Below are 25848 nucleotides of genomic sequence, written 5' to 3' on the forward strand. Positions count from 1 at the left end.
ATCAGTTACGGGTGTCATCATTATCCATTTTCAAAGTCAAAATTCTGCTGCCGTCCGCTTGCGGCACGATATCGATTAAATGGCTGGGCTGCACATAGCCGCCGCCGAAGCGTTCCGCCCACTCCACCAGCGTTACGCGATCACTGCGTTCGGCGATGAGCCCTAATTCGTCCAAGTCGTCGATATTGTCCAAGCGATACAAATCGACATGGGCAACGGCAACCAAAACCTCTGGCGGGTCATAGCTATGCACGATGGCATAGGATGGGCTCGCCACTTCACCTTCAAATCCAAGGCCTGCCAATATGCCAGCGCACAATACGGTCTTTCCAGCGCCCAGCGGCCCGTTAATGGCGACCCAATCTGATGGCGACAATGTCTTCGCCAATTCGCGGCCATATTCGCGCATATCCAAATCGGTTGCGATCATCATGGCCGCGGCAACACCATGATAACCACAGTGCCTTCACCCGGCGCAGAATGTAGATGGAAGGTCCCACCGTGCGATTCAATAATCTGACGCGCCAACGGCAAACCCAAACCCTGCGTCATGGAACCGTTGCTATCCGCGTTCTTGGGAACCGCGTTATCGGAAGAAATGCGCTGGACATCTGCCTCGCGCATACCAGGCCCGTTGTCTGACACGACGAATTCAAGGGCATCGCCTTGCCAACGTGCAAGCATTAAAACCTGCCCACCGCTTTTATTATACCGGATCGCATTGTCCAAAGCCTGCCCCACCGCTTGCATAATCCGTTTCGGATCAAGCGCCATCTCTCCAGTACCGTTGCCCGCATCGACTTGTAGCTCAACCTCAGCCGCCTGTGCCATCGCCGCTTTGCTGTCCGCAATCTGCGCGACCAATGTCGGAACATCGGTGTGCTCGAGCGCGAGCGGCAACGCTCCGGCTTCAATTTGGCTGTAATCCAGAACTGTGTTGATCTGGTCGGACAAGCGGTCAGCGGATTGCAGAATGGCATCCACATATTCCTTCGCCTGATCGCTTAGGTCGCCCGCAATACCTTCTTTTAGCAGGTCCGCAAATCCACTGATGGATGTGAGTGGCGTTCGGAATTCGTAGCTCATATTTGCAAGGAATTTGCCTTTAATCGCATCAACCTCTTGCAAGGCGCTATTCCGGTCGCGCAGTGCTTGCTCGATTTTAAGGTTGTTCGACATATCCAACATCGTGAAAAGCGCATTGCCGTCTGGTAGTGGTACCGTCGCGATCTGGAACATACGTCCGTCAGCAAAGACCGCCTTGCTCTTGCGCTGTTCGCGGCTTGACGACGTCATCCGAATGAGTTCACCCAAGGTGGTAATTTGCGATGGCTTTGACAAAAGCTGGGCCATCCAAGGCAACAGTTCATCCAAACGCGGATGTTCAAGAAGCAGGTCGTCGTTCAGCCCCCAAGTTTCGGCAAATAAACGGTTCCATATACTAAGCCGGCCGTCAGCCGAGAATACTGCAATCGCTTCGAACAAATTGTCAAAGGTTGCGCTCCGGACGCGCAGCAAAATATCGCGCGCACTGGCCAGTTGCGCTTGCTCAGTGCGGTCTTCAAAAATCATTAACAGGCCGCCGTCCGGGATTGGCTGCGCCAAAACGCGCAAATGCGTTCCGTCAGGAAGTAGCCAGTTTTCTTCGTTGGGATCGGAGGTTCTAAACCAATCTTCACGCTCCCGACGCCAGGTTGGAAAGTCCCGGACCTCAGGTACCTTCCCATTTTCGCGCATACGATCCAGTACACGCGCGAATTCCGGCTTTTCGGACAGCCATTGGTCACGGAAAGTAAACAGACTTTGGAAGGGCAAATTTGCGAAGGTCAACACATGGCGCGCGTCAAACTGGGCGACACCTGCTGACATCAGGTTCAAAAGGTCGCGCTGTGCTTCGGAAAGTTCGCGCACCTCGGACTTGGCATCAATTAAATCCTGAACATCGATCGCCAGCCCTGCAACGCCTGATTGACCCAAGGGGATATCAAACACGCGCAACTGGCGTCGTTCACCATTCAACGTCGCGGAAACAATTCGCTCACGCTGGGCGTCCGCAGCCATGGCTTCCGCTGCCCAATCAGCGGGGCTCTTACCCTTTTCAGGTTCCAGCAGTTCGATTCCCTCTTTAACCACTTGAAGGCCGTCCGTTGCGCCAACCGCATCAACATATGCATGGTTTACGAAGTGTAGGCGCATATCCGGACGTCGATGCCACATCGGAAGAGGTGCTGCTTCGATTAGGCCAGCCAGTGCAGCAAATGCGGTGCGGGCCTCTTCCGATTCCTGCGTTCGCTTCTCAAGCTCGCGCAAACTATCGGTGGAATCGAAAAACCATAACAAAGCTGCTCCATTGGGATAGATAGCTACATCGGCGATATTTCCGACAACTGTCAAACGACGTTCGGAACCTTTAATGGCCAACGCAAGGACAAAGGATTTTCCCGTACGCTGGGTCTCGCGCACTTTTGCATCAAGTGCCGCCATATCATCGATGGCAAGGCCAGCCTCATCATGCCCGCCCAAGTCCGAAAGCGTTGTCGCTGGCGTCATCAGCCCAAGCAATCTCGAAAACCGGTCTGGTGCCTCAAGTCGTCCATCGCTCTTCACCACGACCGGAAATGCAGGAGCGGTTTCAAGCAGCCTTCGTAGCCGCGACGTCTGACTTAACATTTTGCGCGATTCATTACGCAGGGACAGCCCGATCCAGATAGCGACTATGGCTCCGACGAGCCACAGCGCCATTAAAACCCCGATCAGTGCAATTGGCAGGCCGGTGCCTGTCATCGTCATGAAGCCCTTTAATTTACCCAGAACAAGCTAATGCCCAAATGCTTGCGCCGCGCAATGAAAAAAGCCCGCCACGTTTCCGCAGCGGGCTTTTCTTAGGTCTCGAAAGACGACGAATTAATAACGATAATGGTCTGGCTTGAACGGACCTTCGGTCGATACGCCGATATAACCTGCTTGCTTGTCAGTCAGCTTGGTCAGCTTAACGCCAAGCTTTTCAAGGTGCAGCGTCGCAACCTTCTCGTCGAGATGCTTTGGCAGAACATAGACTTGGTTTTTATAGTTTGCACCGTTGGTCCAAAGTTCGATTTGCGCGAGCACCTGGTTGGTGAAGCTTGCCGACATCACGAAGCTTGGATGTCCGGTTGCACAGCCGAGGTTGACCAAGCGGCCCTTTGCAAGAACGATGATCTGCTTGCCGTCTGGGAATTCAACCAGATCCGTGCCGGGCTTAACTTCATTCCAATGGTAGTTGGACAAAGCGGAAATCTGGATTTCACTGTCAAAGTGACCGATGTTGCACACGATGCTCATGGGTTTCATGTTCATCATATGCTCGGCCGTGATCACGTCGGCGTTGCCCGTTGCGGTGCAGAAAATATCTGCGCGCTGTACGGCCTCTTCCATCGTGACGACTTCAAAACCCTCCATCGCCGCCTGCAATGCGCAGATCGGGTCAACTTCAGTGACCATAACGCGCGCGCCACCATTGCGCAGCGACTGGGCCGAACCCTTGCCGACATCACCAAAGCCCGCAACACATGCAACCTTACCGGCCAACATCACGTCGGTGGCACGGCGTATGGCGTCTACAAGCGATTCCTTGCAGCCATAGAGGTTGTCGAACTTTGACTTGGTAACGCTGTCGTTTACGTTGATCGCAGGGAATGGCAGTTCGCCCTTCTTTGCGATTTCATAAAGGCGATGCACGCCCGTCGTGGTTTCTTCCGAAACGCCCTTCAGGTTCTTCACGGTTTCCGTCAAATAACCCGGCTTCTTGGCAACAAATGCCTTCAGCGCGCGCTGGAATTCAACTTCTTCTTCATTTTCAGGGTCGCCAAAGGTTTCGCCGCGCTCAAGCTTTGCGCCCCAAAGCGCAAACATCGTCGCGTCGCCGCCGTCGTCGAGGATGATGTTCGCCGTGGTTTCGTCACCCCAATCGAAGATGCGACCGACATAATCCCAATAATCGGCAAGGCTTTCGCCCTTAATTGCGAACACAGGAATGTTTTGCGCGGCAATTGCCGCAGCTGCGTGATCTTGTGTCGAGAAAATGTTGCATGTGGCCCAACGGACATCTGCACCAAGCGCTGTCAGCGTCTCGATCAGAACCGCCGTCTGAATGGTCATATGGAGCGAACCGACAATCCGCGCGCCCTTCAATGGCTGCGATGCGCCGAATTCTTCGCGCAGCGCCATCAGGCCGGGCATTTCGGTCTCGGCAATGTTTATTTCTTTGCGACCGAAATCGGCCTCATTAATATCGGCAATGACATAATCGTTGAAAGCCACAGGCTTGGTCTCCGGGAGGTTTTTGATGCGACCGCCCTTAGCCGTAGCTTTCAACGAAATCAAATATAAAGATTGCTTTATATGGCAATGCAGCCGGCTATTTCGTGATTTGAGGAACGCAATTTACGACTGAAGAGGAACCGCTACTTGACTTGCCCGAGCGGGTCCCGGAATATGCGTCCAACCCCAATTTCAAAAGGAATCCAAATATGAGCATCTCCGTTGGCGACAAAATCCCTGACGTTAAGTTGGTAAAAGCGACCGCTGAAGGCCCGCAGCCTGTTCAATCCGCAGAATATTTCGCAGGCCGCCGCATTGCACTATTCTCGGTTCCCGGTGCATTCACACCAACCTGCTCTGCACGTCACCTTCCCGGCTTTGTTGAAAAGTCGGATGAGCTTGCCGCCAAGGGCATTGATGAAATCGCCTGCACCGCCGTGAACGACGCCTTCGTACTTGGCGCATGGAACAAGTCTGGCGGATCAGACGCGATCACAATGTTGGCAGATGGCAATGGCGATTTCGCGGCTGCACTTGGCCTCGAAATGGACGGTTCGGCATTTGGCATGGGCAAGCGCGGTCAGCGTTTCTCGCTTGTCGTCAATGACGGCGTCGTGGAACATGTGAATGTCGAAGCCCCCGGTGACTTCAACGTTAGCTCCGCCGAATATATGCTCGGTCAGCTTTAATTTTACGAAAGCTTGCCCTTTTGGGTATTTAAAGGGAGGGGCAACCCTCCCTTTTTTTGTTGCGAAAATTGGAAAATTCGGTGATGTGTGTCCATGCCTAGTGAACACGCTCAAAACATCATTAATCAACTCGTTACCGAATATGACGCCTCGGTAAAACGCTTGCAAATTGCACTCGCCCATTATTTGAAGGACCGAACACCGCCTTCATCCGACCAACGCGCCAACAATGATTTCTGTTACCCCGAATTGGTCATAACCTACGCCGGTAAGCAGCGCGAGACGCAGTCCAACCTTGCATTTGGCAAGCTTGAAAAAGTCGGAACATTCCGGACCACAGTTACCAAGCCAGATTTGTTTGCAGAATATATCGGCGAGCAGCTCGATCTGCTGATGGAACAATATGAGCTGGAGATTTCCGTTGGCCGCAGCAAACAGGAAATTCCCTTCCCTTATGTTCTCGACGGGTCGGCCGATTTGGAACTGGGCACGGTTAGCCCTAACGAGCTCGCACGCCATTTCCCCACGACCGAGCTTGCCGACATTGGCGATGAAATCGCCGACGGACTACTTCGGATCAAGGGCAATGCCAGCGCCCCGCTTGCGTTGTTTGACGGCCTGCGCACAGATTTCTCGCTTGCGCGCCTGCGCCATTATACCGGCGCGCCAGCCGAGGATGTGCAACATTACATCCTGTTTACGAACTACCACCGGTACGTGGATGAGTTTGTCAGTTGGGCATGCACGCAAGTTGGCAATGGCCGCTACACCGCCTTGTCGGGTGCTGGCGGTCTGTATGTCGACAAACCTACGGACAACGCGGCGCAGCTGGTTGCCGACAGCACTTGGCGGCGGCACCAGATGCCTGCCTACCATCTTATCGCGCCGGACAGGTCGGGTATTACCCTTGTTAACATCGGCGTTGGGCCTTCCAATGCCAAGACCATCTGCGACCATTTGGCGGTGCTACGCCCCGAAGCATGGTTGATGATTGGCCATTGCGGCGGCCTTCGTGAAACGCAGCGGATTGGGGATTATGTCCTGGCGCATGCCTATCTGCGTGACGACCATATCTTGGATGACGTACTGCCACCCGAAATTCCAATTCCGCCAATCGCCGAAGTGCAGCAGGCACTGGCAAGTGCAGCAGAGCATGTTTCGGGGACCAGCGGTGCCAATCTGAAACGGCGCATGCGCACGGGCACAGTTGTCACGACCGACGACCGCAATTGGGAGTTGCGTTATTCGGCATCCGCCCTGCGCTTTTCGCAAAGCCGTGCGATTGCCATCGACATGGAGTCCGCGACCATCGCAGCCCAAGGATACCGCTTCCGCGTGCCCTATGGTACATTGCTATGCGTGTCTGACAAGCCGCTGCACGGCGAAATCAAGCTGCCGGGGCAAGCCAACCGTTTCTATGAAGAGGCTATCGCCGCCCATTTGCAAATCGGCATCCAGACATGCGAGCTGCTTCGGGAGGCGGGAAATAGCCTGCACAGTCGCAAACTTCGCGCCTTTAACGAACCGCCCTTCAGATAGGGTCAGGAACGAAAACTCAAGCCAATGATTATCCCTAAAGCATAACCAAGGAGGTACGGCCCATGCCGAAGAAACCCGAAAACACCGGACCGCTCAACAAGCTGCTAAATACATTCCGCGCATTCGCCGACGGCTTAACTGGCGGCGCACGTTCGGTCGCGCAATCCGCGTCGACGACGGCAAAATCTGCTGTCGATCAAGCGTCCACCGCAGCTGCGACGGCTGGATCCGTAATCAAAGAAAACCCCGGCAAGACCGCTGCTGTTGCAGGCGCAGTTATCGCAACTGCCGCAGCCGCCGTCGCTGGCAAAAAGGTTTATGATCGCAAAACGGGTGGAGCAAAGGCACCGGCCAAGAAGCCAGCTGCCAAGAAGCCAGCTGCCAAAAAGCCCGTTGCTAAAAAAGCTGCGGTAACCAAGCCCGCACCGAAGGCTGCTGCGAAACCGGTGGCAGCAAAGGCACCGAAGCCAACTGCGGCCGCAAAGCCTGCACCAAAAAAGGCGGCACCGGTTAAGACGCCACCTAAGACTGCAGCTTAATCAAAAACAAAATGGCCCCGCCTTTAACGGCGGGGCCTATTTTGGTTACCAGCCCTTTTTCGCGCCCTTATTCTGCGCCTTGAGCCATTTCATGAGTGGGGCGAAATATTCCAACATTGGCTTGCCCGACATTTCGCGCGTTCCCGTGAATGCTTGCAACGCATCCGGCCAAGGCTTTGATGCCCCCATTTCCAGCATCGCATTCAATCGCGTGCCGACTTCTTTATTCCCATAGAATGAGCAACGATGAAGCGGGCCCTTCCAGCCCGAGATATCGCAGGCCGCCTTATAGAATTGGAACTGCAAAATCCGCGCGAGGAAGTAGCGGGTATATGGCGTGTTACCGGGAATATGATATTTCGCGCCGGCGTCAAAACGATCCGCTGGGCGCTCGACCGGCGGGACAATGCCCTGATACTGCAAACGCAAGTCGGTCCAGCCCTTGTTGTAATTGGCTGGTGTGATGGAGCCGTTGAAGACGCCCCAGCGCCATTTGTCGATCAGCAATCCAAATGGCAGGAACGCAACCTTATCCATGGCTTGGCGCAGCAATAGTCCATTGTCCTTATCCGCTCCGGGAACCTTGCTGGCATCCAACAGGCCAATTTGCACCAGATAATTCGGCGTAATGGACAAAGCGACGGCATCGCCAATCGCTTCATGGAAACCATCATTTGCGCCATTCAAATATAAATATGACTGCTTGTTATATGCACGCTGGTAATAATTATGCCCAAGTTCGTGGTGGATGGTCACGAAGTCATCGGATTTCACCTTGATGCACATCTTGATGCGCAGATCGTCGACATTATCGATATCCCACGCAGAGGCATGGCAGACAACTTCGCGGTCGGCGGGTTTGATAAATTGCGCGCGATCCCAAAATGTCTTGGGCAATGGGGCAAAGCCAAGCGACGAGAAAAAGCCTTCGCCGACCTTGACCATATCTTTTTCCGCCTTGCCGCGATTGGCGCTGAAATCGCCGGCTTCGGTTTGCTTGTACCCCTTGGCAACCAGCAACGCGCCAATATCATATCCGATATCGCCAGCCCCCGGAGGCGCGACGACGTCATAAATATTGCCCCATTCCTGTGCCCACATATTGCCCAACAGATCGGCGCGAATGGGTCCTGTCTTGGATTGGACCGCATCGCCATATTTCTTGTTTAGCTGGGTGCGGACATAAGTGTGCAATTCATCATAAAGCGGCTTAACCTCAAGCCACAATTTGTCCGTAAGCTTGGCAAAGTCATCTGCCGGCATATCATAGCCCGAACGCCACATCGCGCCGACATCTGCATAGCCCAGCTCGGTCGCGCCTTGATTGGCGATTTCAACCATCCGGGCATAATCCTTGCCCATTGGCGCGCCGACATTGTCATGCCAGCTCACCCACATTTCTTTCAGTTCTTCGGGGTTGCGGCTTGATCCCATCGCAGCCTCAATATCGGAACCGTTGATTTCCTTGCCGTTAAGCGTGCCTCGGCCTTTGCCATAAGCGGACTGCAGTTTCGTGGTGATGGTGGCAAGTTCAGCCGCTGCACCCGCTGTCGTTGGCGCGGGCAGCACGATTCCGCCGCGTAAGATATCAAGCTTGCGCTTGGTGTCATATGACAAGCCAGGAAGCGCCTGATACTTCGCCGCGTCCAAAGCGTACCGGACCGATTTTTCGGTGCCAATCTCGCCATAGCGTGCCGCAAGTGCATCGGTGTCGTCGGTAATATGGGTTGAGTTGATCCATGCAACGCGCCCAGCCTCAATCGAAAAATCAAACAGGTCCTTTTCCGCAGCCGCGACGAAGGCATCTGCCTCAGCCACGGTCGGCGCAGATGACGCGGCAGAGGAATCCTGCGCCATGGCGACGGTCGGAAGGGAAAGTGAGGCAAATGCCAGCGCGGCGATTGATACAAGATTTTTCATGAAGGGTTCCCGGAAAACAATATGTTCCGATGGTGAAACTTTCATGTGGCGGCGTCAACCCGCCCGGCGCGTTGTTCGTCGAATGTATAACGCCGTCAGCAGACCAAAAAACGTAACGAGAAATGCGATCGTTTTAACCGGCTGCGCAGTGGCTGCGACCCCGGCCAACAGGTCGCTGCCTTTCAGCATCATTATTTGAACACATTGGCATAATGTTTCGATGGCGTCAGCCGCGCCGCCAATAATAGCTGTCACGGCGATGGTCCAACCAAGCCGCCGCAAAGCAGGCTTTGATGATTGGGAAAATAAACGCCCGCCGCAATAGGCACCGAACGCATAAATCGCGATGTAGACCAGGTCGATGGCCATGCCGAATCTCGCAAGATTCAAAACTCCGGCTGCTTGCCATGCCCCCTGGATAGCATCCACCCGCAAGGCCGTACCTGCGGTTTGATGGTCCCGCATGCCGAATGGTGAAATCTCATTTGAAAATGCCGGATTCATGGCGATCATCAGGGCAAGCAGCAACAGACCACTCAACCAAAATCGCCAAAAGCGACGCTCCAATTTACCTTCAGCCATTGTGCTTCGATTCCAACAGCATGTCCGCCGCTTTGGCATCATTCAGGTTCATTCGGTAAATGACATGCGGCACTGGCGGCACGCCGTTAATCGCTTCGGGCACATATTCACCATCCAAGCGTGCGCCGATTTTCTCAATGGCGCGGCGCGAGCGCACATTTGTTGCGCCAATATTGAACCGAACGCTGTCAAAAAATTGGAAAGCGTGGAAAAGCATGAGCGCCTTCATCTCGCGATTATAGGCTCCACCCCAATATGTGCGCGCAAGAAAGCTCCAGCCAATTTCAATCTCATTGCGGTCAGGTACGTAATGGCCATATCGGCTACCACCAATGATGCGGGTCGTCGCACGGTCGATAACCGCCAAGGCTCCGCGTGATGCCATCGCCCCCGCAAAATATTCACGAAACACGGGTTCTTTATACCGATCCCATGCCGGGTGTACTTCCCACAGCAACGGGTCAGAAGCCACCGCATACATTGCGTCCCAATCACTTTCGGTCAATGGGCGCAGCAATAGGTTATCGCCAACCAATGTTGGTTGCAAATCGGCGTGGTCGGGCATCACCATGTCGTCGTCAGCGCCGCTACAAACGCCTGACCCAGCTCAGGCTTGGTGACGGCACTCATGTGATTGCCGGGGACGGAGAACAGCTTTCCGTGGCGCAGGAGCGCAGCAAGAGCTGCGGCAGACCCGTTGTCATCATCTTGCTCGCCACACACTATGCCCACCGGCAAGTCCCAACTGGCAATCTCGGCTTCGCTAGTGTCGACAAACGTCTCCAATATATTGCGCAACGCCACTGGGTCGCCGCCCGTTGTCTTCAAAAATGCCTCGGCCATCCAAGCTGCCGTCCCTTTTTCATGGTGCCCCAGATTGTCGAAGACTTCACGAAAATGCGCGCCGCGATTTCCGGTTTGCGTCAGCCCTTGCAGACCCATTCCGGAAATGATTGCCTTCCCGGGCTGCGCGCCGCGCGCCAACATCCGCGCTACCGTTCGCCCGCCCAATGAATAACCGCCAAGGTCATAATCTTCGATCCCCAAATGCGCGAGCAATGCGAATTGGTCATCGGCCAATATGTCGGGCGGGTAACAGCTTGGCGCATGCGGCTTACCGCTGAGGCCATGGGCACGCAGGTCGGGCATGATGACGCGATACCCTGCGTCCGCCAAAGCCGCCGCATGGCCGTATTTGATCCAATTGGTGTCAGCCTCGGACATGAAACCATGGATGAGAAGTAAGGGGCGCCCCTGCCCCGTTTCACGCCAGGCGATTTCGGTGCCGTCGGTTGTTTCGAAACTGTTGGATGCAATCATATATTTGGGTCGTTCTTCTGTCGTCAGCGGATGTCTCTGGTTTGGCACGCGTAGATTGATCCGGAAAGTGTTTTCCATATTTTTGTGCGTCGCACCCAAAAATTATTGCACATAATAAGCATAGCTATTATATGGACAACATGAGCGATGATTTAGGCTTTCTATTGGGTGATGCGGCGCGTTTGCTGCGGCGTTCTTTCGATGAGCGTGCCCGCGCCGTTGGCGTGACACGGCCACAATGGCGGGTGCTGGCGCTGCTGAAGCGCTTCGACGGAAGTGCGCAGGTTACGATGGCCGATATGCTTGACGTCGAACCGATCACGCTCGGAAGAATGGTGGATCGCCTTCAGGATGCGGGGCTCGTCGAACGCCGTGCGGACCCAAATGACCGCCGCACGTGGCGGCTGCACTTGACGGCAGAAGGCGAACAAAAAATTGAAGCTCTGCGGCCGACCGCACTTGCATTGTTTGACGATGCTTTGGCGGGCTTGGACGCAACGCAACGAACAGAATTGGAAGCAATGTTGAACGTCATTCGTGCCAACTTAACCCGTAAACCGCATGAGGTGTCGAATGGCTGAGGCTGACCCAAAAATTGATGCTGGGACAACGGCCAAGACAAAGTCGCGACGCTTTGGCCGATTGGCGTTAATGGTTTCGGTTCCTTTGGTGCTCGTTGGCGGAGCAACCGCCTATTACATTGCCAACGACCATTATGTGTCGACCGACAATGCCTATGTCCAGCAAGACAAGGTGTCCATTTCAGCTGAGGTTGGCGGACGCATCATCGATGTTGCTGTCCATGAAAATGATGTGGTGAAAGAAGGCGATCTGTTGTTCCGGATTGATCCTGAGCCGTATCGTATCGCCATCGAGCAAGCCGACGCCGCCATTGCCGCAGCGCAGGTTCGGGTTTCGTCGCTTCAAACGGAATATCAGAACACGAATGTTGGCATTGACAGCGCACGTGAAGATGTCGCTTTTTATGAAAAAGAATATCAGCGGCAATCCTCTTTGATGCAGGCTGGCTTCACCACCCGCGCTAGGTTGCAGGCCGCAGAACATGCCTTGTCCGACGCAAGGAGCCGCGTGGCCTCAGCGCTAGCCGACGCAACCAAGGCACGCGCCGCACTTGCCACAGGATCGGCGGCACCGGGAATAAACCCCGCAATTAAGGCTGGCCAAGCCCAACGCGAACAGGCCCTGCTGAACCTTTCGCGCACCGAAGTGCGCGCACCTATCGCAGGCGTCGTAAGTCAGGCCGATCGTTTGCAGCCTGGCCAAATGATGGTGCAGGGATTGCCCGGTGTGACGATTGTCGCCAGCAACAAAAGCTGGATTGAAGCCAATTTCAAGGAAACCGATCTTGCGCATATGCGCGTTGGCCAACCTGCAGAGATAAGCTTCGACGCCTATCCCGACCTAAAGGTCCGCGGTAAGGTAGCAAGCATTGGCGCTGGCACGGGGTCCGAATTTTCTGTCCTTCCGGCGCAAAATGCCAATGGCAATTGGGTCAAGGTAACGCAGCGCGTCCCTGTACGGATATCGATTACCGACAAGCCGAAGCGTGCAATGATTGCAGGATTGTCGGCCCATGTCCGCATCGACACCGACAAGTAATCCGCTCGATCAAGCCGCTTATCCGGTCAAGAACAAGGCGCTTTTGACGCTTGCCGTCATGGGCGCGACGATTATCCAAATTCTGGATTCGACGATTGCCAACGTCGCCATCCCGCACATGCAGACCAGCCTTGGTGCGACGATGGACACCATCACCTGGGTGTTAACAAGCTACATCGTCGCCAGCGCGGTGGCCATGCCCATCACGGGTTGGCTTGCCGACAGGATCGGTTCACGAAATCTGTTTCTCGGCGCGGTTGCCGGGTTCATTCTCGCATCTATGCTGTGCGGCATTGCGACAAGCCTGACGGAGATGGTGGCGTTCCGTGTTTTCCAAGGTGTGTGCGCGGCATTCATTGGGCCGCTTTCCCAAACGATCATGCTGGATATCAATAAGCCGTCGGAGGCACCCCGCGCGATGTCCATCTGGGGCATGGGCATCATGATTGCACCAATATTGGGCCCAATGATTGGCGGCTGGCTGACCGAGAATTACAATTGGCGCTGGGTATTTTACATTAACCTGCCCATCGGCATTCCGACGCTGGCCCTATTGTGGTGGCTATTGCCTTCACGCCCCATCAATCGCCGTGAACTGGACCGTTTTGGTTTTGCGATGCTCGCTATTGGCCTCGCCACCTTGCAGTTGCTGTTGGATCGCGGCCAACAGGAAGATTGGCTGCAAAGTTGGGAAATCATCATTGAGCTGTTGGTTGTCGTGGCGGCGCTCTGGATGTTTGCGATGCATCAGATGACGACTAATCGTCCGATGTTTGAACGGCTTTTGGTCACCGACCGCAACTTTTTTATCTCGCTAAATATGATGCTGTTGGTTGGCATGATGATGTTCGGTATCTTTGCGTTGCTGCCGCCTATGCTGCAGAATCTCTATGGCTATTCGGTATATGATACCGGCATATTATTGGCGCCCAGAGGTGTCGGCATCGTGCTCGCTATGTTCATCGCGGCGAAAGTTGGCGGTAAGGTAGATCCCCGCATCTTAATCTTCGCCGGCTTTTTGATGACTGCGGCATCGATGTGGATCATGACAAGCTGGTCTTTGAATATGGACTGGCACTTGATTGTGTACACTGGCTTGTTTCAGGGTTTTGGCATGGGCTTTGTCTTCATCCCCCTGAACGGCGTCGCGTTTTCGACATTGCCCATGCGCCTGCGCACAGATGGCTCCAGCCTGCTTTATCTCTTCCGCAGTCTGGGTGGTAGCTTCGGCATCTCCATCATGACAACCATGTTGGCGCGCAACATGCAGACGAGCCATGAAGACCTGGCATCGCACGTCACGTCTTCATCTATGAGCGCAATTGACCCCGCGAGCGCCGACCGCCTTGGCGGGATCGGAGAGGCTGCATTGCACATGATGAACCTTGAAATCAACAGACAGGCCGCAATGATTGCCTATCTCGATGATTTCCAACTGATGATGATATTGCTGATCGTCATCAGCCCGCTGATCTTCTTTTTGAAGCCGGGTACAACCGCCCCCGGACAGCAGCCAGTGATGGCTGACTGACGATAAGGCTTATCGCGCAACCAGCCCCTTTTGCTGCATCCGCCATACCGCCATATCAATGCGGTCCTGTCCAAAAAACGGCTCTCCGTCGAATACCAAAGTCGGGACACCCCAGTGCCCCGATGCTTCGAGAGACGCTTGGTTGGCCGCAATTTCGGTGTCGAGCGCATCAGCATCACTGATGGCTTCAGCATCCAGTTCAGCTAAGTCTAAACCTGCGCGCGTCGCTGCGCCAGCGAGATGGTCCCCTTCATGCCAGTTTTCGGCACCGCCCCAGATCAGGCGTGATACCTCATCACAAAATGCGAGGCTTTTCCCGCGTCGCGCCGCTGCCTGTCCCAAGCGCGTCAGGCGGAAGATATAGGGCTGCTCATCAGCAATTTTGCGGGTGCGGACATCCTGCACAATCGGGTCGGGCCGTGGCGGGCCGAATGGAATGCCATGAAACTGCGCAACGCGGAACATATCGGTAAAGGTATAGCGCAACCAGTTCGGGTGGCTGCGTTCAAAAAAGTCCGGCTCACGCACCGCCAAAGGATAGACCGGACGCAAGTTGATGGTCAGGTCATATTGTTCGGCAAGCGCACGATAACGGCGCGTCGCCAGATAGCTATAGGGGCTGCGAAACGACCAAAAAACATCAGCTTGCAGCCCCATATACTTATCCCTTTTTTAAATGCCGCCGTCCAAGCAGTTCGGCGATTTGCACCGCGTTCAGCGCGGCCCCCTTGCGCAAGTTATCGGAGACGCACCAGAACGCAAGACCATTGTCTACCGTCGGATCTTCGCGCACGCGGCTTACATAAGTCGCATCGTCGCCAGCGGCTTCAACGGGCGTTGTATAACCGCCATCTTCGCGCTTATCGATCAACATTATGCCAGGCGCCTCACGCAGGATGTTTTGCGCGGTTTCGGCGGACATTTCGCGTTCATATTCGATATTCACCGCTTCGCTGTGGCCAACAAAGACAGGAACACGCACGCACGTCGCGGTGAGCTTGATTTTGGGATCGAGGATTTTCTTAACCTCGACCATCATCTTCCACTCTTCCTTGGTATAGCCGTCGTCAAGAAAGCTATCGATGTGCGGAATGACGTTGAATGCAATCTGCTTGGTGAACTTTTTCGCATCTGCGCTATCACCGACGAAGATGTTGCGGCTCTGCTCGAACAATTCATCCATGCCCTCTTTGCCCGCGCCAGAGACGGACTGGTATGTCGAGACAACGACGCGTGTGATCTTGGCATAATCGTGCAGCGGCTTGAGCGCGACGACGAGCTGGGCCGTCGAGCAGTTCGGGTTCGCAATGATATTCTTGCGCTTGTATGTGTCGATCGCGTCTGGGTTAACCTCAGGGACGATCAAAGGGACATCTGGGTCCATGCGGAACAACGAGCTGTTATCGATGACCACACAGCCCGCAGCAGCCGCAATCGGCGCATATTTCTGGGTTGCTTCGGAACCAATGGCAAAAATCGCCATGTCCCATCCCGACCAGTCGAAATTCTCGATATTCTGGATTTTGAGCATCTTGTCGGTATCGCCATATTCGATTTCGATGCCTTGGCTGCGCGATGACGCCAGCACAGCCACTTCATCGGCAGGGAATGCGCGCTCGGCCAGAATGTTGACAACTTCGCGGCCAACATTGCCCGTCGCGCCTGCAACTACGATACGATAACCCATGTTAACTTCCTTCAATGGCAATAAAAAAGGCCGGGCTCTTTATGGGAGCCCGGCCTTTTGTGTTTGGTTAGAAACGCAACGCGGCTCCTGCCTTATTCGGCAGCCTCGGTGGTTTTAATAGGACGCGGGTCGCGGCGTTCGGCAATACGTGCCTTCTTACCGGTCAAGCCACGCAGATAGTAAAGCTTCGCACGACGTACGACGCCCTTACGGACAACTTCGATGCTGTCGATATTTGGGCTGTACAGTGGGAATACGCGCTCAACACCTTCGCCGAACGACATTTTGCGTACGGTGAAGTTGGAGCCCATGCCCTTGTTCGAACGTGCGATGCATACACCTTCGTAATTCTGAATACGCGTGCGCTCACCTTCGATGACCTTCACGCCCACCTTAACGGTGTCACCTGCACGGAATGCAGGAATTTTTTTGTTTTCTGACAAAGCTGCAATAGCTTCGGCTTCGAGTGTTTGGATGAGGTTCATGCCCCATTTAATCCTTATTCTTTTGTCGCACGTTAGAGGCAGGCTGAACCCGGGCGTCTTTGTAACGCCCCCAAAGGTCCGGTCTGCGTAACCGAGTATCTTCCTCCGCCCTTTGTTTCCGCCAGGTGGCTATTTTCGCATGATCCCCCGATCGCAACACTTCAGGGATCATACGCCCTTCCCAATCATTGGGTCGGGTATAGTGCGGATATTCAAGCAATCCTTGTTCAAAGGACTCCTCATCACCGCTGGAAGTCGCGCCCATTACGCCGGGAAGCAGCCGAATGCAAGCATCTAAGAGCATTAAAGCGCCAATTTCGCCGCCCGAAAGGACGATATCGCCCATCGAAACCTGTTCAATATGGGGTCGGGCATCAAAAATACGCTCGTCAAAGCCCTCAAAGCGGCCGCAAAGCACCGTAACGCCTGGGCCTGCAGCAAGTTCGCGAATGCGGCTTTGCGTGATCGTCTTGCCACGCGGCGTCATCGCCAAAACGGGAACATTGGGCTGCTGAGCAGACGCGTGATCAACCGCTGCGGCGAGTATATCCGCGCGCAGTACCATCCCTGCCCCGCCGCCTGCTGGCGTGTCGTCAACGGTCCGATGCTTGTCGGTCGCAAAGTCACGAATATGGATGGGCGCACATGACCATTTGCCCTCTTCAAGCGCGCGGCCAGCCAATGATATCCCCAGAGGACCGGGAAACATTTCTGGATGTAGCGTCAGGATCTGGGCGGCGAACGTCATATGACGAAGTCGGCATCAATGACGATACGTCCGCCCGCTTGTGCGCCCCATTCCGGCACAGCCTCGGCAGTCATTGGGACCATGAACTTTTTGCCCGGCTTGCCATCAGCAGACGGCATCTGGATTTCCAGAACGTCGCTCGCGCCGAAATTTTCGACGGCTATGCAGCTACCAAGGTCGGTGCCATCGGTTGAAATGCAAGGAAGCCCGAGAAGGTCGCTATAATAATATTCGCCCTCACCCAGTTCAGGCAAGGCATCGCGCGGCACGGTCAACAATGTGCTGCGCAGTTTTTCCGCCGCATTGCGGTCATTTATTTCGGCAAAGCGCACAATCGCGCCGTCTTTTGTTGGGCGGAGGGACTTAACCGTCAACGCACCATCATTAAAACTTTTGTAGCGTTTCAAGCTGTCCACATTTTCTGCAAACAGCTTGAGACGAACTTCACCCGTCACGCCGTGCGCGCCAGAAACGGCGGCAAGCGTGACGGTTGAGTCAGCCAAGGCTTAGCCCTCAGCCTTTTCTTCGGTAGCTTCTTCAGCTGCAGGTGCAGCTTCTTCAGCCGCAGGTGCTTCTTCAGCAGCAGCTTCAGCAGGCGCAGCTTCTTCAGCGGCAGGCGCTTCTTCAACCGCAGGTGCGGCTTCTTCAGCGGCTACTTCTTCAACTACTTCTGGCTCAGGCTCAGGTGCTGGAGCGGCTGCAGCTGCTGCTGCGGCTTCTTCGGCTTCTGCAAGCTTGGTTGCCTTGTCTTCAGCGCGATCCTTGGCCTTCTGGCCTGGCTCGCCCTTGTTAGGGTTGCTCTTAACCTTACGCTCTTTGACGCCAGCGACGTCAAGGAAGCGTGCAACGCGGTCCGATGGCTGCGCACCAGCGGCAAGCCAATGTTTCGCACGCTCGGTGTCGAGGATCATACGCTCTGCGCTGTCCTTCGGAAGCTGTGGGTTGTAGCTGCCGATACGCTCAATGAACTTACCGTCGCGTGGTGCGCGGGCGTCGGCTACGACGATTTTATAATAAGGACGCTTTTTCGAACCGCCCCGTGACAAACGCATGGATAATGCCATAAAACTAACTCACCTTTCTGAAATATTTTTAAATTAAATGTGATACTTATTTCTTTTTACTAAGAAGTCTTGCGAGGTCTGGCGGCATTCCGCCACCGCCGCCCATTCCGGGCAGACCGCCGAAACCGGGTGGCAAAGCGCCGGGGGGAAGTCCGTGCATTCCCTCCATCGCGCCACCTAAGTCGCCGCCGCCCATGCCACCTTTGCCGCCACCGAACATGGCGGCGAGGCCTTTGAGGCCGCCCATCTTGCGAATGCGCTTCATGGCGCTCGCCATTTCCTGGTGCATTTTGATCAGCTTATTAACGTCTTGAACGGTCATTCCCGAACCCTTGGCAATCCGGATTTTGCGTTTGGCGTTCAACAATTCAGGCTTGGCGCGCTCTTTTGGCGTCATGGAACCAATGATGGCGTCCATATGCACGAGCAATTTGTCGTTCATGCCGCCGGCATCCATCGCCTGCTTGGCCTTTTTCATGCCCGGGATCATACCGGCAAGCGCGCCGAGGCCGCCCATTTTGGACATTTGGCGGAACTGCATGCGCAGGTCTTCCATGTCGAACTGGCCCTTGGCCATTTTGGCCGCGAGCTTATCCGCGTCCTCTTTTTCGACCATTTCGGTCGCACGCTCGACAAGGCCGACAACGTCGCCCATGCCCAATATGCGTCCGGCAACCCGGCTTGGGTTAAACGCTTCGATGGCGTCGAGCTTTTCACCGACGCCTGCAAATTTGATAGGCTTGCCAGTAATTGCGCGCATCGATAGCGCAGCGCCGCCGCGTGCATCACCGTCCATGCGGGTTAGCACGATACCGGTTACATTGACGCGTTCACCGAAGCTTTTGGCGACATTGACGGCATCTTGACCCGTGAGAGAGTCGACCACGAGCAGGATTTCCTGCGGGACGGAGACCTTTGCCACCGCGTGCATTTCGTCCATCAACTGCTGGTCAACATGCAAGCGGCCAGCGGTGTCGAGGATCAGGACGTCAAAGCCCTGCAACTTTGCAGCCTGCATCGCACGCTTGGCAATATCGACGGGCTGCTGCCCCTGCATAATGGGAAGCGTCGCAATTTCTGTTTGCGTACCAAGCGTTGCCAGCTGCTCTTGTGCGGCAGGACGATTGACGTCCAACGAAGCCATCAGGACTTTCTTGCCCTGCTTGGCCTTCAGCATCTTCGCAATCTTGGCCGTGGTCGTCGTCTTGCCTGAGCCCTGCAGACCGACCATCATGATGATCGCTGGCGGCGCTACAGCAAGGTCTAGGTCGCTTTGTTCCGCGCCGAGCATCTCGACAAGGGCGTCATTGACGATTTTGACGACTTGCTGGCCGGGCGTTACTGACTTCAGAACTTGCGCGCCAACGGCCTGCTCGGTAACCTTCTCAACGAAGTCACGAACGACGGGAAGTGCAACGTCGGCTTCAAGCAAAGCCACGCGGACTTCGCGCATCGCTTCACGAACGTCAGCTTCGTTCAACGCACCGCGACCGCGCAGGCGATCAAACACCCCTCCTAACCGGTCGCTCAGCTTGTCAAACATCGACATTCCTTACCACAATGCCCCATTCGAGGCATAAACGAACAAAAAGCCGGTGAGCGAATCTTCGCCAACCAGCTTGGAAACAACGGATTTCCAACGAAATATGAAAGACAATATCCTTGCCTTGGATGCGCCTTTACCAACCTTGGCATAGCAAATCAAGTTTTTCCATCTGCTGGAACACGCACGCCCTGTGCGCAATCATGGCCGCTCCATTAACATTATGTTGACCATTTTCTCCGAGTGGGGTCGCGGGATGGTAGGGTGATGGTGCAACAGCAGGACGAGTCCAAGTTAGACGTTTCTGGACAGGATAAACAGGAACGGAATGATGCATTATACAGCGTCATTATGTTTGCAGCAATCACGACGCTGGTCGTTACCGGCGGACAAGTTGGTGTGCAGGCGGTTCGCACATTTTTGGGTTACAGCCAGGGCACCAACCCGGTCATGGTCACCATTTTTCTGCTGAACATTGCGATCATTCTGATGACATGGCGCCGTACCAATGCGTTGCGCAACGAAATCGGCGTGGACCGGCAGGCGGAAGTCCGCGCACAGCATTTGGCAATGACCGATCCGTTGACACATCTGTTCAACCGACGCGCCATCAAGGAAAAGACAAGCGAATTAAGCGCGCGCGCATCGCGGCGTGGCAAATCCGTTGCGTTCCTAATGATTGACCTTGATGGGTTTAAAAAAATCAACGACATCTTCGGCCATGACAGCGGTAATGTAATGTTGCGCGAAATCGCAGACCGTATGCGCGACATTGTACCCTCCAGCAGCATCATCGCCCGCCTTGGAGACGACGAATTTGGCATTTGCATAATGTTTGAACCGGAATATCCCGAAACCGTAGATCATATCGCCGAAGGCCTTGTTGAAACTTTGGCGCGCCCGGTGCCAATTGGCGATTCTGCTCAGTCAGTGACGGCCTCTATTGGCATAAGCCGGCCCGAACGTGGTGGTGACTCAATCGATATGCTCATACGCCGCGCGGACATTGCGCTTTACGCCGCGAAGGAAAACGGCCGAAACGGTTACAGCTGGTTCGACAACGGTATGGAAGTTGAGCTTAGGTCGCGCAACTCGCTTGAAGGGGATATCAGGGTCGCCATTCCAAACGATGAATTTGTTCCCTATTTTGAACAGCAAATCGATTTAGCAACAGGTGAACTGGTCGGTTTTGAAATGCTGGCACGGTGGGCTTCGCCGGTGCGCGGACTTATTTCACCCGATGATTTTATTCCCGTGGCGGAAGAAACCGGCATGATCGGTGATCTTTCGATGAATATCATTCGAAAAGCCATGCTGGAAGCCAAAAATTGGGATCCCAAGCTGACAATGTCGGTCAATATTTCACCGGTGCAGCTCAAAGACCCATCGCTCGCGCAAAAGATAATGAAGCTGCTGATTGAAACCGGTTTCCCTGCTAGCCGGTTTGAAGTCGAGATTACGGAAAGCTCGCTGTTTAAAAATCTCAGCCTCGCACAATCGAGCGTTATTAGCCTTAAGAAACAAGGCATTTGTATCGCGCTGGATGATTTCGGCACGGGCTATAGTTCGCTTGCTTATCTTCGCGCGCTGTCCTTCGACCGCATCAAAATCGACCGTAGCTTTGTCTCGTCAATGTTGGAAAATGCGGAAAGCGCCGCGATTGTAAACGCCATCGTTGGGCTGGGTTCAAGTTTGCAGGTACCCATTACTGCCGAGGGTGTGGAAAACGAGAGCATCAACGAGAAGCTGCGCGCATTGGGCTGCAACAAGGGTCAAGGATGGTTATTCGGGCAACCGCTAAACATTGACCAAGTCCGTGCATTGCTTTTGCAAAAGAACCTTTTGCCACATCGGCATCAACGGTAGACTTGATGCGCGGCTGCGCCTAAATCGCCGCCATGACGATGGGTGAATTTCACAAGATGCATGGGCTCGGCAATGACTTTGTCATTATAGACGCACGCCTCCAATCCATCGAAATATCCCCTACCCGCGCGCAAATGATCGCGGATCGCAAGTTCGGGATTGGCTGTGACCAGCTTATCCTTTTGCTGACTTCAGAAATCGCGGATGTCCGCATGCGGATATTCAATCCCGACGGCAGCGAGGTTGAGGCATGTGGCAATGCGTCACGCTGCGTCGTTGCGCTGTTGAACCAAGACCTCAACATTGAAACATTGGGCGGCATTATTTCGGGCAAGTTGTCGGGCAATGACGTCGAAGTGTCGATGGGTGAAGCCACTTTTGGATGGCAAGACATTCCTCTGGCGTTCGCTATGAACACTGACGCGATGCCGCTGGCTTGGGACAATCTTGCCGCGCCCATGGCCGTCAATATGGGCAACCCACATGCTGTGTTTTTTGTCGATGATGTTGATGCCGTCGACTTGCGCCAGCTGGGCCCGACAATCGAAAACGATTCCGTGTTCCCAGAACGGGTAAACGTAAATGTCGCCTCGATTGCCGGGAACGAAATCCACCTAAATGTTTGGGAACGCGGTGCCGGCTTGACCGGCGCTTGCGGAACCGGGGCCTGCGCCACCGCCGTTGCGGCGATCCGTCAGGGCAAGGCGACATCCCCCGTGACAGTCCACCAATCGGGCGGAACCCTGACCATCGACTGGAGCCCGGGACAGCCCGTCATCATGACCGGCAGCGCCACTTATGTGTTCAAAGGTCAGGCCGACTGGGATGCATTTGGATGAACGCGCCCGTCAAAAAGCCTGAAGTCATCAGCATGGGTTGCCGCCTGAACTTGGCGGAGAGCAACGCGCTGGCTGAACAACTCGCAGGCCGCGATGACATTGTCATCATAAACAGCTGCGCGGTGACCAATGAGTCTGTGCGCCAAACACGGCAAGCCATCCGTCAGGCGCATCGACGTCGCCCGGACGCGTCTGTCTGGGTCACTGGCTGCGCTGCGCAGGTGGAGCCCGAAACATTTCGGGCCATGCCAGAGGTTGCGGGCGTCTTTGGCAATCATGAGAAACAAGACGCGACCTTGTTACGCGATTTGATGGATCGTTCCGACAGGCCAGTCATTGTCTCGGACATCATGACCATCGCGCAAACCGCGCCGCATCTCGTTACCGCTTATTCCGGCAAAACCCGTGCTTTCGTCGAAGTACAAAATGGCTGTGACCACCGCTGCACATTTTGCATCATCCCATATGGCCGCGGCAACAGCCGCTCCGTGCCGGCTGGCAGCGTCATTGAACATATTCAGAAGCTCGTCGACACTGGCTTTAAAGAGGTGGTTCTAACCGGTGTTGACGTGACCAGCTATGGCCATGATCTTCCGGGCAGCCCCAATTTAGGATCACTGGTCGAACGGATATTGAAACTCGTTCCCGATCTTGCCCGCCTAAGGCTGTCGTCGATTGATGGTGTTGAGATTGACGATCGGCTTTTCGATTTGCTCACGGGCGAAGCGCGCGTGATGCCGCATGTTCATCTGTCGTTACAGGCAGGCGACAATATGATCCTGAAGCGCATGAAACGACGCCATAGCCGCGAACTCGCGATCGATCTGGTCGCGCGGCTTAAAGCAAAGCGTCCCGAGATCGCCATTGGCGCGGATATTATTGCGGGCTTCCCAACCGAGGACAATGCGATGTTTGCCAACAGCATGGATCTGGTTGCACAATGCGGGATCGTACATGGGCATATATTCCCATATTCGCCAAAAAAAGGCACGCCAGCCGCGCGCATGCCGCAACTACCCCATCCCGTTATAAAGGCTCGTGCCAAGGCGTTACGCGAAGCTGTAGCCGCAGAAAAATCTCGCTGGCTGGAGGGGCTGATTGGCACCATCCAGAATGTCGCGGTCGAAAATGGCGGCAGGGGTGGCCACGCGGAAAATTTCGCGTATCTGCAGCTCGATAAAGTCATGTCCGAAGGCAGCATTGTCGCCGCGCGGGTTTTGCGGTCAGCAGACGGAATATTGCAGGCAGAGGTTGTAGAATGAGCGAGAATGCTGGGTGGAAAGACCGACTGTTTGGCGGCCTGAAGAAAACATCAGGAAAGCTGACGGAGAATATCGCCGGGCTTGTCACCAAGGCGAAGCTGGAAGCGCGCGACCTTGACGAAATTGAAGATGCGTTGATTGCTTCGGACCTTGGTCCAGCCATGGCAGCACAAATCCGCGACAAGATTGCTGCTGGACGTTTTGACAAAGGTATTGATGCAGAGGGCATTCGGCAGATTGTCGAGGACGAAGTGGCTGCCGTGTTGGCCCCCGTCGCATCGCCGCTCGAAATTGACGCCTTCCCGCGTCCTCAGGTCATATTGGTCATCGGCGTAAATGGATCGGGTAAGACGACGACGATTGCAAAGCTGGCCCACCTTTTCCTTGAACAGGATTATGGCGTCATGTTGGCCGCGGGCGATACGTTCCGCGCTGCAGCCATTGGCCAGTTGAAAGTTTGGGCGGAACGCCTTGGCGTACCCATTGTGACTGGCCCCGAAGGCGGCGACGCTGCTGGTGTCGTGTTTGACGCGGTAAAAAAGGCAACCGCAGAAGGCATCGACGTGCTGATCGTCGACACTGCTGGACGGCTTCAGAACAAACGCGAGTTGATGGATGAACTGGCGAAAATCCGCCGGGTGCTTGGGCGTCTTAACCCTGCCGCGCCGCACAATGTGGTGTTGGTTCTGGATGCGACGACTGGGCAAAATGCGCTATCGCAAATCGAAACCTTTAAAGAAGTCGCTGACGTGACCGGGCTTGTGATGACCAAACTGGACGGCAGCGCGCGCGGCGGGATCTTGGTCGCAGCAGCCAAACAATTTGGCCTGCCCATTCACGCCATTGGCGTTGGCGAGACCATCGATGACTTGCGCCCCTTCAATGCGCAAGATGTTGCCCGTGCCATCAGCGGAGGTTCGTTGTGAGCGACGCAGCCACGCCCAAAAAGCCGTCGGGCACCTTGAACTTCATTCTCGATTTTGGGCCGTTGCTGCTGTTTTTTGTGGCGTCAAAATTGGGCAGCTCGGACACCGATCCGAAACAAGGCGCGATTGTCGGCACCGCCACATTCATGGTCGCCATTCTGATTGCGGTCATTGTCTCAAAGGTAAAACTGGGCAAAATTTCGCCCATGCTGAAGCTCACGGCAGCTTTAGGTGTGTTTTTCGGCGCGCTGACGATCTGGTTCCATGACGAACGCTTCATCCAGATTAAGCCAACCATCATATACGCCTTTTTCGCGCTCCTGCTGCTTGGGGGATGGGTCCGAGGCAAGGCCATGCTCAAATATGTTCTGGAGCATGCCTATCAAGGTCTGGACGAAACCGGCTGGTTAAAACTGTCGTTGAGTTGGGGCGTGTTTTTCCTCGTTCTCGCCGGAATGAACGAGATTTTTCGCCGGCCCGAATGGTTCTCGTTCGATACCTGGCTATCCATCAAGGTGTGGGGCGTAACGGCCTGCACATTCCTGTTCGCGCTTGCCAATATCCCGATGCTAATACGCCACGGGCTAAAACTGAGTGATGACACCGAGACACCACCCAAAGCATAAATCAGCGCTGGCCAGCGTTGGCATTGCGACGCACGCCAAGCAAATAAATGGGGCGTCACCCATTATATTGGTTACCCCATGATTTCGCAGAAATTATGTGACAAGCGCCGCCTACAAAGATAGGCTGCTATCCATCAGGGGCAAAATCACCTGAATGCCTACAGGAGGAAAAAATGGCGAAATTTTTTGGAAATCTACATCTGGTGCTGGTCGCCGGTCTCGTGCTGTCATTGGCACTTATGTTCGGTTTGCACGGCGACGCATTGACCGCGCAGTCTGTCACACGTTGGCTGCATACATTCTTCGGGATCGTCTGGATTGGGCTGTTGTACTATTTCAACCTCGTTCAAATTCCGACCATGCCGAAAATTCCCGCAGAGCTTAAGCCAGCTGTGTCGAAGCATATCGCACCATCTGCGCTGTTTTTCTTCCGCTGGGCCGCGGCATTGACCGTGTTGCTGGGACTGATCATTTCGGTTCAGGCCGGTTACGCCCATCAGGCATTCACACTGCAAGATCCTTACAGACTGATCGGTGTTGGCATGTGGCTCGCAGTTATCATGGCATTCAACGTTTGGTTCATCATCTGGCCTAACCAGAAAAAAGCACTTGGCATTGTTGAAGCCGATGATGCGGCAAAGGCAAAGGCAGCAACGACAGCGATGATGACGTCGCGTTTGAACACGTTGCTGTCGATCCCAATGCTCTACACGATGGTCAGCTTTAACGGCGGCTAATCGTCACGATCTTCGTAAAGTTAAAA

The 25848-nt window shown here is 54.7% G+C and carries 26 protein-coding genes; 12 read left to right on the plus strand and 14 right to left on the minus strand.

Annotated elements, in window-relative coordinates; translation table 11 throughout:
- Position 1: 1 nt before the first annotated feature.
- From tsaE to ahcY, 3 genes are all read right to left on the minus strand, one after another.
- Positions 2 to 433, minus strand: a complete 432-nt coding sequence (gene tsaE, locus GGR91_RS05820; protein WP_183940934.1) for a tRNA (adenosine(37)-N6)-threonylcarbamoyltransferase complex ATPase subunit type 1 TsaE — start codon at positions 431 to 433, stop codon at positions 2 to 4.
- Positions 430 to 2790 (minus strand): PAS domain-containing sensor histidine kinase, encoded by a 2361-nt coding sequence (locus tag GGR91_RS05825; RefSeq protein WP_246337056.1) that lies wholly within the window; start codon positions 2788 to 2790, stop codon positions 430 to 432. Before GGR91_RS05825 ends, tsaE begins: the two co-directional genes overlap by 4 nt.
- A 114-nt stretch (positions 2791 to 2904) precedes the next feature.
- Positions 2905 to 4299, minus strand: a complete 1395-nt coding sequence (ahcY, locus tag GGR91_RS05830) for an adenosylhomocysteinase (RefSeq protein WP_183940936.1) — start codon at positions 4297 to 4299, stop codon at positions 2905 to 2907.
- Positions 4300 to 4508: 209 nt separating this feature from the next.
- Here ahcY and GGR91_RS05835 point away from each other — a divergent pair, with 209 nt between their 5' ends.
- The 3 genes from GGR91_RS05835 to GGR91_RS05845 all read left to right on the plus strand — a co-directional run bounded on the left by GGR91_RS05835 (position 4509) and on the right by GGR91_RS05845 (position 7066).
- Positions 4509 to 4988: a peroxiredoxin gene (locus tag GGR91_RS05835; RefSeq protein ID WP_183940938.1), complete on the plus strand. Its 480-nt coding sequence runs from the start codon at positions 4509 to 4511 to the stop codon at positions 4986 to 4988.
- A gap of 93 nt (positions 4989 to 5081) precedes the next feature.
- Positions 5082 to 6527 carry an AMP nucleosidase gene (locus tag GGR91_RS05840; RefSeq protein ID WP_183940940.1) on the plus strand — a complete coding sequence of 482 codons (1446 nt, stop codon included), beginning with the start codon at positions 5082 to 5084 and terminating at the stop codon, positions 6525 to 6527.
- A gap of 62 nt (positions 6528 to 6589) precedes the next feature.
- Positions 6590 to 7066 carry a hypothetical protein gene (locus GGR91_RS05845; RefSeq protein ID WP_183940942.1) on the plus strand — a complete coding sequence of 159 codons (477 nt, stop codon included), beginning with the start codon at positions 6590 to 6592 and terminating at the stop codon, positions 7064 to 7066.
- A 45-nt stretch (positions 7067 to 7111) separates the two neighbouring features.
- Here the strand turns inward: GGR91_RS05845 and GGR91_RS05850 are convergent, their stop codons facing one another.
- The 4 genes from GGR91_RS05850 to GGR91_RS05865 are packed head-to-tail and all read right to left on the minus strand — an operon-like array spanning position 7112 to position 10888.
- A complete protein-coding gene (locus tag GGR91_RS05850) occupies positions 7112 to 8986 on the minus strand; it encodes a M2 family metallopeptidase (protein WP_183940944.1) in 1875 nt (624 codons plus the stop codon).
- 54 nt (positions 8987 to 9040) lie between these two features.
- On the minus strand, positions 9041 to 9568 hold the full coding sequence (locus GGR91_RS05855; RefSeq protein ID WP_183940946.1) for a hypothetical protein: 528 nt from the start codon (positions 9566 to 9568) through the stop codon (positions 9041 to 9043).
- Positions 9561 to 10133 (minus strand): GNAT family N-acetyltransferase, encoded by a 573-nt coding sequence (locus GGR91_RS05860; protein ID WP_183940948.1) that lies wholly within the window; start codon positions 10131 to 10133, stop codon positions 9561 to 9563. The genes GGR91_RS05855 and GGR91_RS05860 overlap by 8 nt, the downstream gene beginning before the upstream one ends.
- On the minus strand, positions 10133 to 10888 hold the full coding sequence (locus GGR91_RS05865; RefSeq protein WP_183941578.1) for an alpha/beta fold hydrolase: 756 nt from the start codon (positions 10886 to 10888) through the stop codon (positions 10133 to 10135). Before GGR91_RS05865 ends, GGR91_RS05860 begins: the two co-directional genes overlap by 1 nt.
- Before the next feature lie 140 nt (positions 10889 to 11028).
- On the opposite strand from GGR91_RS05865, the gene GGR91_RS05870 reads away from it, so the two are divergent.
- From GGR91_RS05870 to GGR91_RS05880, 3 genes are read left to right on the plus strand one after another with little or no spacing between them, the layout of a single operon-like run.
- Positions 11029 to 11469, plus strand: coding sequence for a MarR family winged helix-turn-helix transcriptional regulator (locus tag GGR91_RS05870; protein WP_183940950.1), 441 nt, complete (start codon positions 11029 to 11031; stop codon positions 11467 to 11469).
- On the plus strand, positions 11462 to 12508 hold the full coding sequence (locus GGR91_RS05875; protein WP_183940952.1) for an HlyD family secretion protein: 1047 nt from the start codon (positions 11462 to 11464) through the stop codon (positions 12506 to 12508). The genes GGR91_RS05870 and GGR91_RS05875 overlap by 8 nt, the downstream gene beginning before the upstream one ends.
- Complete coding sequence (locus tag GGR91_RS05880; protein WP_183940954.1) at positions 12483 to 14039, plus strand: DHA2 family efflux MFS transporter permease subunit; 1557 nt, start codon at positions 12483 to 12485, stop codon at positions 14037 to 14039. The genes GGR91_RS05875 and GGR91_RS05880 overlap by 26 nt, the downstream gene beginning before the upstream one ends.
- Before the next feature lie 9 nt (positions 14040 to 14048).
- Here the strand turns inward: GGR91_RS05880 and GGR91_RS05885 are convergent, their stop codons facing one another.
- The 7 genes from GGR91_RS05885 to ffh all read right to left on the minus strand — a co-directional run bounded on the left by GGR91_RS05885 (position 14049) and on the right by ffh (position 19566).
- Entirely contained in the window at positions 14049 to 14696 is a 648-nt protein-coding gene (locus tag GGR91_RS05885) for a 2-hydroxychromene-2-carboxylate isomerase (RefSeq protein WP_183940956.1), read from the minus strand.
- A gap of 4 nt (positions 14697 to 14700) precedes the next feature.
- Positions 14701 to 15726, minus strand: a complete 1026-nt coding sequence (locus tag GGR91_RS05890; protein WP_183940958.1) for an aspartate-semialdehyde dehydrogenase — start codon at positions 15724 to 15726, stop codon at positions 14701 to 14703.
- 92 nt (positions 15727 to 15818) lie between these two features.
- Positions 15819 to 16211, minus strand: coding sequence for a 50S ribosomal protein L19 (rplS, locus tag GGR91_RS05895; protein WP_125230085.1), 393 nt, complete (start codon positions 16209 to 16211; stop codon positions 15819 to 15821).
- Between the two features lie 7 nt (positions 16212 to 16218).
- Positions 16219 to 16959: a tRNA (guanosine(37)-N1)-methyltransferase TrmD gene (trmD, locus tag GGR91_RS05900; RefSeq protein WP_183940960.1), complete on the minus strand. Its 741-nt coding sequence runs from the start codon at positions 16957 to 16959 to the stop codon at positions 16219 to 16221.
- Entirely contained in the window at positions 16956 to 17462 is a 507-nt protein-coding gene (rimM, locus tag GGR91_RS05905) for a ribosome maturation factor RimM (RefSeq protein ID WP_183940962.1), read from the minus strand. Before rimM ends, trmD begins: the two co-directional genes overlap by 4 nt.
- Before the next feature lie 3 nt (positions 17463 to 17465).
- On the minus strand, positions 17466 to 18023 hold the full coding sequence (gene rpsP, locus GGR91_RS05910; RefSeq protein ID WP_183940964.1) for a 30S ribosomal protein S16: 558 nt from the start codon (positions 18021 to 18023) through the stop codon (positions 17466 to 17468).
- A 46-nt stretch (positions 18024 to 18069) separates the two neighbouring features.
- On the minus strand, positions 18070 to 19566 hold the full coding sequence (gene ffh / locus GGR91_RS05915; protein ID WP_183941579.1) for a signal recognition particle protein: 1497 nt from the start codon (positions 19564 to 19566) through the stop codon (positions 18070 to 18072).
- Positions 19567 to 19917: 351 nt separating this feature from the next.
- Here ffh and GGR91_RS05920 point away from each other — a divergent pair, with 351 nt between their 5' ends.
- The 6 genes from GGR91_RS05920 to GGR91_RS05945 all read left to right on the plus strand — a co-directional run bounded on the left by GGR91_RS05920 (position 19918) and on the right by GGR91_RS05945 (position 25822).
- The gene (locus GGR91_RS05920; protein ID WP_183940966.1) at positions 19918 to 21432 is read left to right on the plus strand and encodes a putative bifunctional diguanylate cyclase/phosphodiesterase; all 1515 of its coding nucleotides are present in this window, start codon (positions 19918 to 19920) and stop codon (positions 21430 to 21432) included.
- Positions 21433 to 21470: 38 nt separating this feature from the next.
- A complete protein-coding gene (gene dapF, locus GGR91_RS05925) occupies positions 21471 to 22271 on the plus strand; it encodes a diaminopimelate epimerase (RefSeq protein WP_183940968.1) in 801 nt (266 codons plus the stop codon).
- Entirely contained in the window at positions 22268 to 23533 is a 1266-nt protein-coding gene (gene mtaB / locus GGR91_RS05930; protein WP_183940970.1) for a tRNA (N(6)-L-threonylcarbamoyladenosine(37)-C(2))-methylthiotransferase MtaB, read from the plus strand. Before dapF ends, mtaB begins: the two co-directional genes overlap by 4 nt.
- Positions 23530 to 24459, plus strand: coding sequence for a signal recognition particle-docking protein FtsY (gene ftsY, locus GGR91_RS05935; protein WP_183940972.1), 930 nt, complete (start codon positions 23530 to 23532; stop codon positions 24457 to 24459). The genes mtaB and ftsY overlap by 4 nt, the downstream gene beginning before the upstream one ends.
- Complete coding sequence (locus GGR91_RS05940; protein WP_183940974.1) at positions 24456 to 25085, plus strand: inner membrane-spanning protein YciB; 630 nt, start codon at positions 24456 to 24458, stop codon at positions 25083 to 25085. Before ftsY ends, GGR91_RS05940 begins: the two co-directional genes overlap by 4 nt.
- A gap of 173 nt (positions 25086 to 25258) precedes the next feature.
- Complete coding sequence (locus GGR91_RS05945) at positions 25259 to 25822, plus strand: urate hydroxylase PuuD (RefSeq protein ID WP_183940976.1); 564 nt, start codon at positions 25259 to 25261, stop codon at positions 25820 to 25822.
- The last annotated feature ends 26 nt before the right edge of the window (positions 25823 to 25848 follow it).

It is taken from the genome of Sphingorhabdus rigui (assembly GCF_014196595.1).
Taxonomy (GTDB): domain Bacteria; phylum Pseudomonadota; class Alphaproteobacteria; order Sphingomonadales; family Sphingomonadaceae; genus Sphingorhabdus_B; species Sphingorhabdus_B rigui.

Coding starts and splice junctions, on each gene's coding strand:
- tsaE (WP_183940934.1), bottom strand. CDS start 433: ATGATGATCGCAACCGATTTGGATATGCGCGAATATGGCCGCGAATTG.
- GGR91_RS05825 (WP_246337056.1), bottom strand. CDS start 2,790: ATGACGATGACAGGCACCGGCCTGCCAATTGCACTGATCGGGGTTTTA.
- GGR91_RS05835 (WP_183940938.1), top strand. CDS start 4,509: ATGAGCATCTCCGTTGGCGACAAAATCCCTGACGTTAAGTTGGTAAAA.
- GGR91_RS05840 (WP_183940940.1), top strand. CDS start 5,082: ATGCCTAGTGAACACGCTCAAAACATCATTAATCAACTCGTTACCGAA.
- GGR91_RS05845 (WP_183940942.1), top strand. CDS start 6,590: ATGCCGAAGAAACCCGAAAACACCGGACCGCTCAACAAGCTGCTAAAT.
- GGR91_RS05850 (WP_183940944.1), bottom strand. CDS start 8,986: ATGAAAAATCTTGTATCAATCGCCGCGCTGGCATTTGCCTCACTTTCC.
- GGR91_RS05855 (WP_183940946.1), bottom strand. CDS start 9,568: ATGGCTGAAGGTAAATTGGAGCGTCGCTTTTGGCGATTTTGGTTGAGT.
- GGR91_RS05860 (WP_183940948.1), bottom strand. CDS start 10,133: ATGCCCGACCACGCCGATTTGCAACCAACATTGGTTGGCGATAACCTA.
- GGR91_RS05865 (WP_183941578.1), bottom strand. CDS start 10,888: ATGATTGCATCCAACAGTTTCGAAACAACCGACGGCACCGAAATCGCC.
- GGR91_RS05870 (WP_183940950.1), top strand. CDS start 11,029: ATGAGCGATGATTTAGGCTTTCTATTGGGTGATGCGGCGCGTTTGCTG.
- GGR91_RS05875 (WP_183940952.1), top strand. CDS start 11,462: ATGGCTGAGGCTGACCCAAAAATTGATGCTGGGACAACGGCCAAGACA.
- GGR91_RS05880 (WP_183940954.1), top strand. CDS start 12,483: ATGTCCGCATCGACACCGACAAGTAATCCGCTCGATCAAGCCGCTTAT.
- GGR91_RS05885 (WP_183940956.1), bottom strand. CDS start 14,696: ATGGGGCTGCAAGCTGATGTTTTTTGGTCGTTTCGCAGCCCCTATAGC.
- GGR91_RS05890 (WP_183940958.1), bottom strand. CDS start 15,726: ATGGGTTATCGTATCGTAGTTGCAGGCGCGACGGGCAATGTTGGCCGC.
- rplS (WP_125230085.1), bottom strand. CDS start 16,211: ATGAACCTCATCCAAACACTCGAAGCCGAAGCTATTGCAGCTTTGTCA.
- trmD (WP_183940960.1), bottom strand. CDS start 16,959: ATGACGTTCGCCGCCCAGATCCTGACGCTACATCCAGAAATGTTTCCC.
- rpsP (WP_183940964.1), bottom strand. CDS start 18,023: ATGGCATTATCCATGCGTTTGTCACGGGGCGGTTCGAAAAAGCGTCCT.
- ffh (WP_183941579.1), bottom strand. CDS start 19,566: ATGTTTGACAAGCTGAGCGACCGGTTAGGAGGGGTGTTTGATCGCCTG.
- GGR91_RS05920 (WP_183940966.1), top strand. CDS start 19,918: ATGTTTGCAGCAATCACGACGCTGGTCGTTACCGGCGGACAAGTTGGT.
- dapF (WP_183940968.1), top strand. CDS start 21,471: ATGGGTGAATTTCACAAGATGCATGGGCTCGGCAATGACTTTGTCATT.
- mtaB (WP_183940970.1), top strand. CDS start 22,268: ATGAACGCGCCCGTCAAAAAGCCTGAAGTCATCAGCATGGGTTGCCGC.
- ftsY (WP_183940972.1), top strand. CDS start 23,530: ATGAGCGAGAATGCTGGGTGGAAAGACCGACTGTTTGGCGGCCTGAAG.
- GGR91_RS05945 (WP_183940976.1), top strand. CDS start 25,259: ATGGCGAAATTTTTTGGAAATCTACATCTGGTGCTGGTCGCCGGTCTC.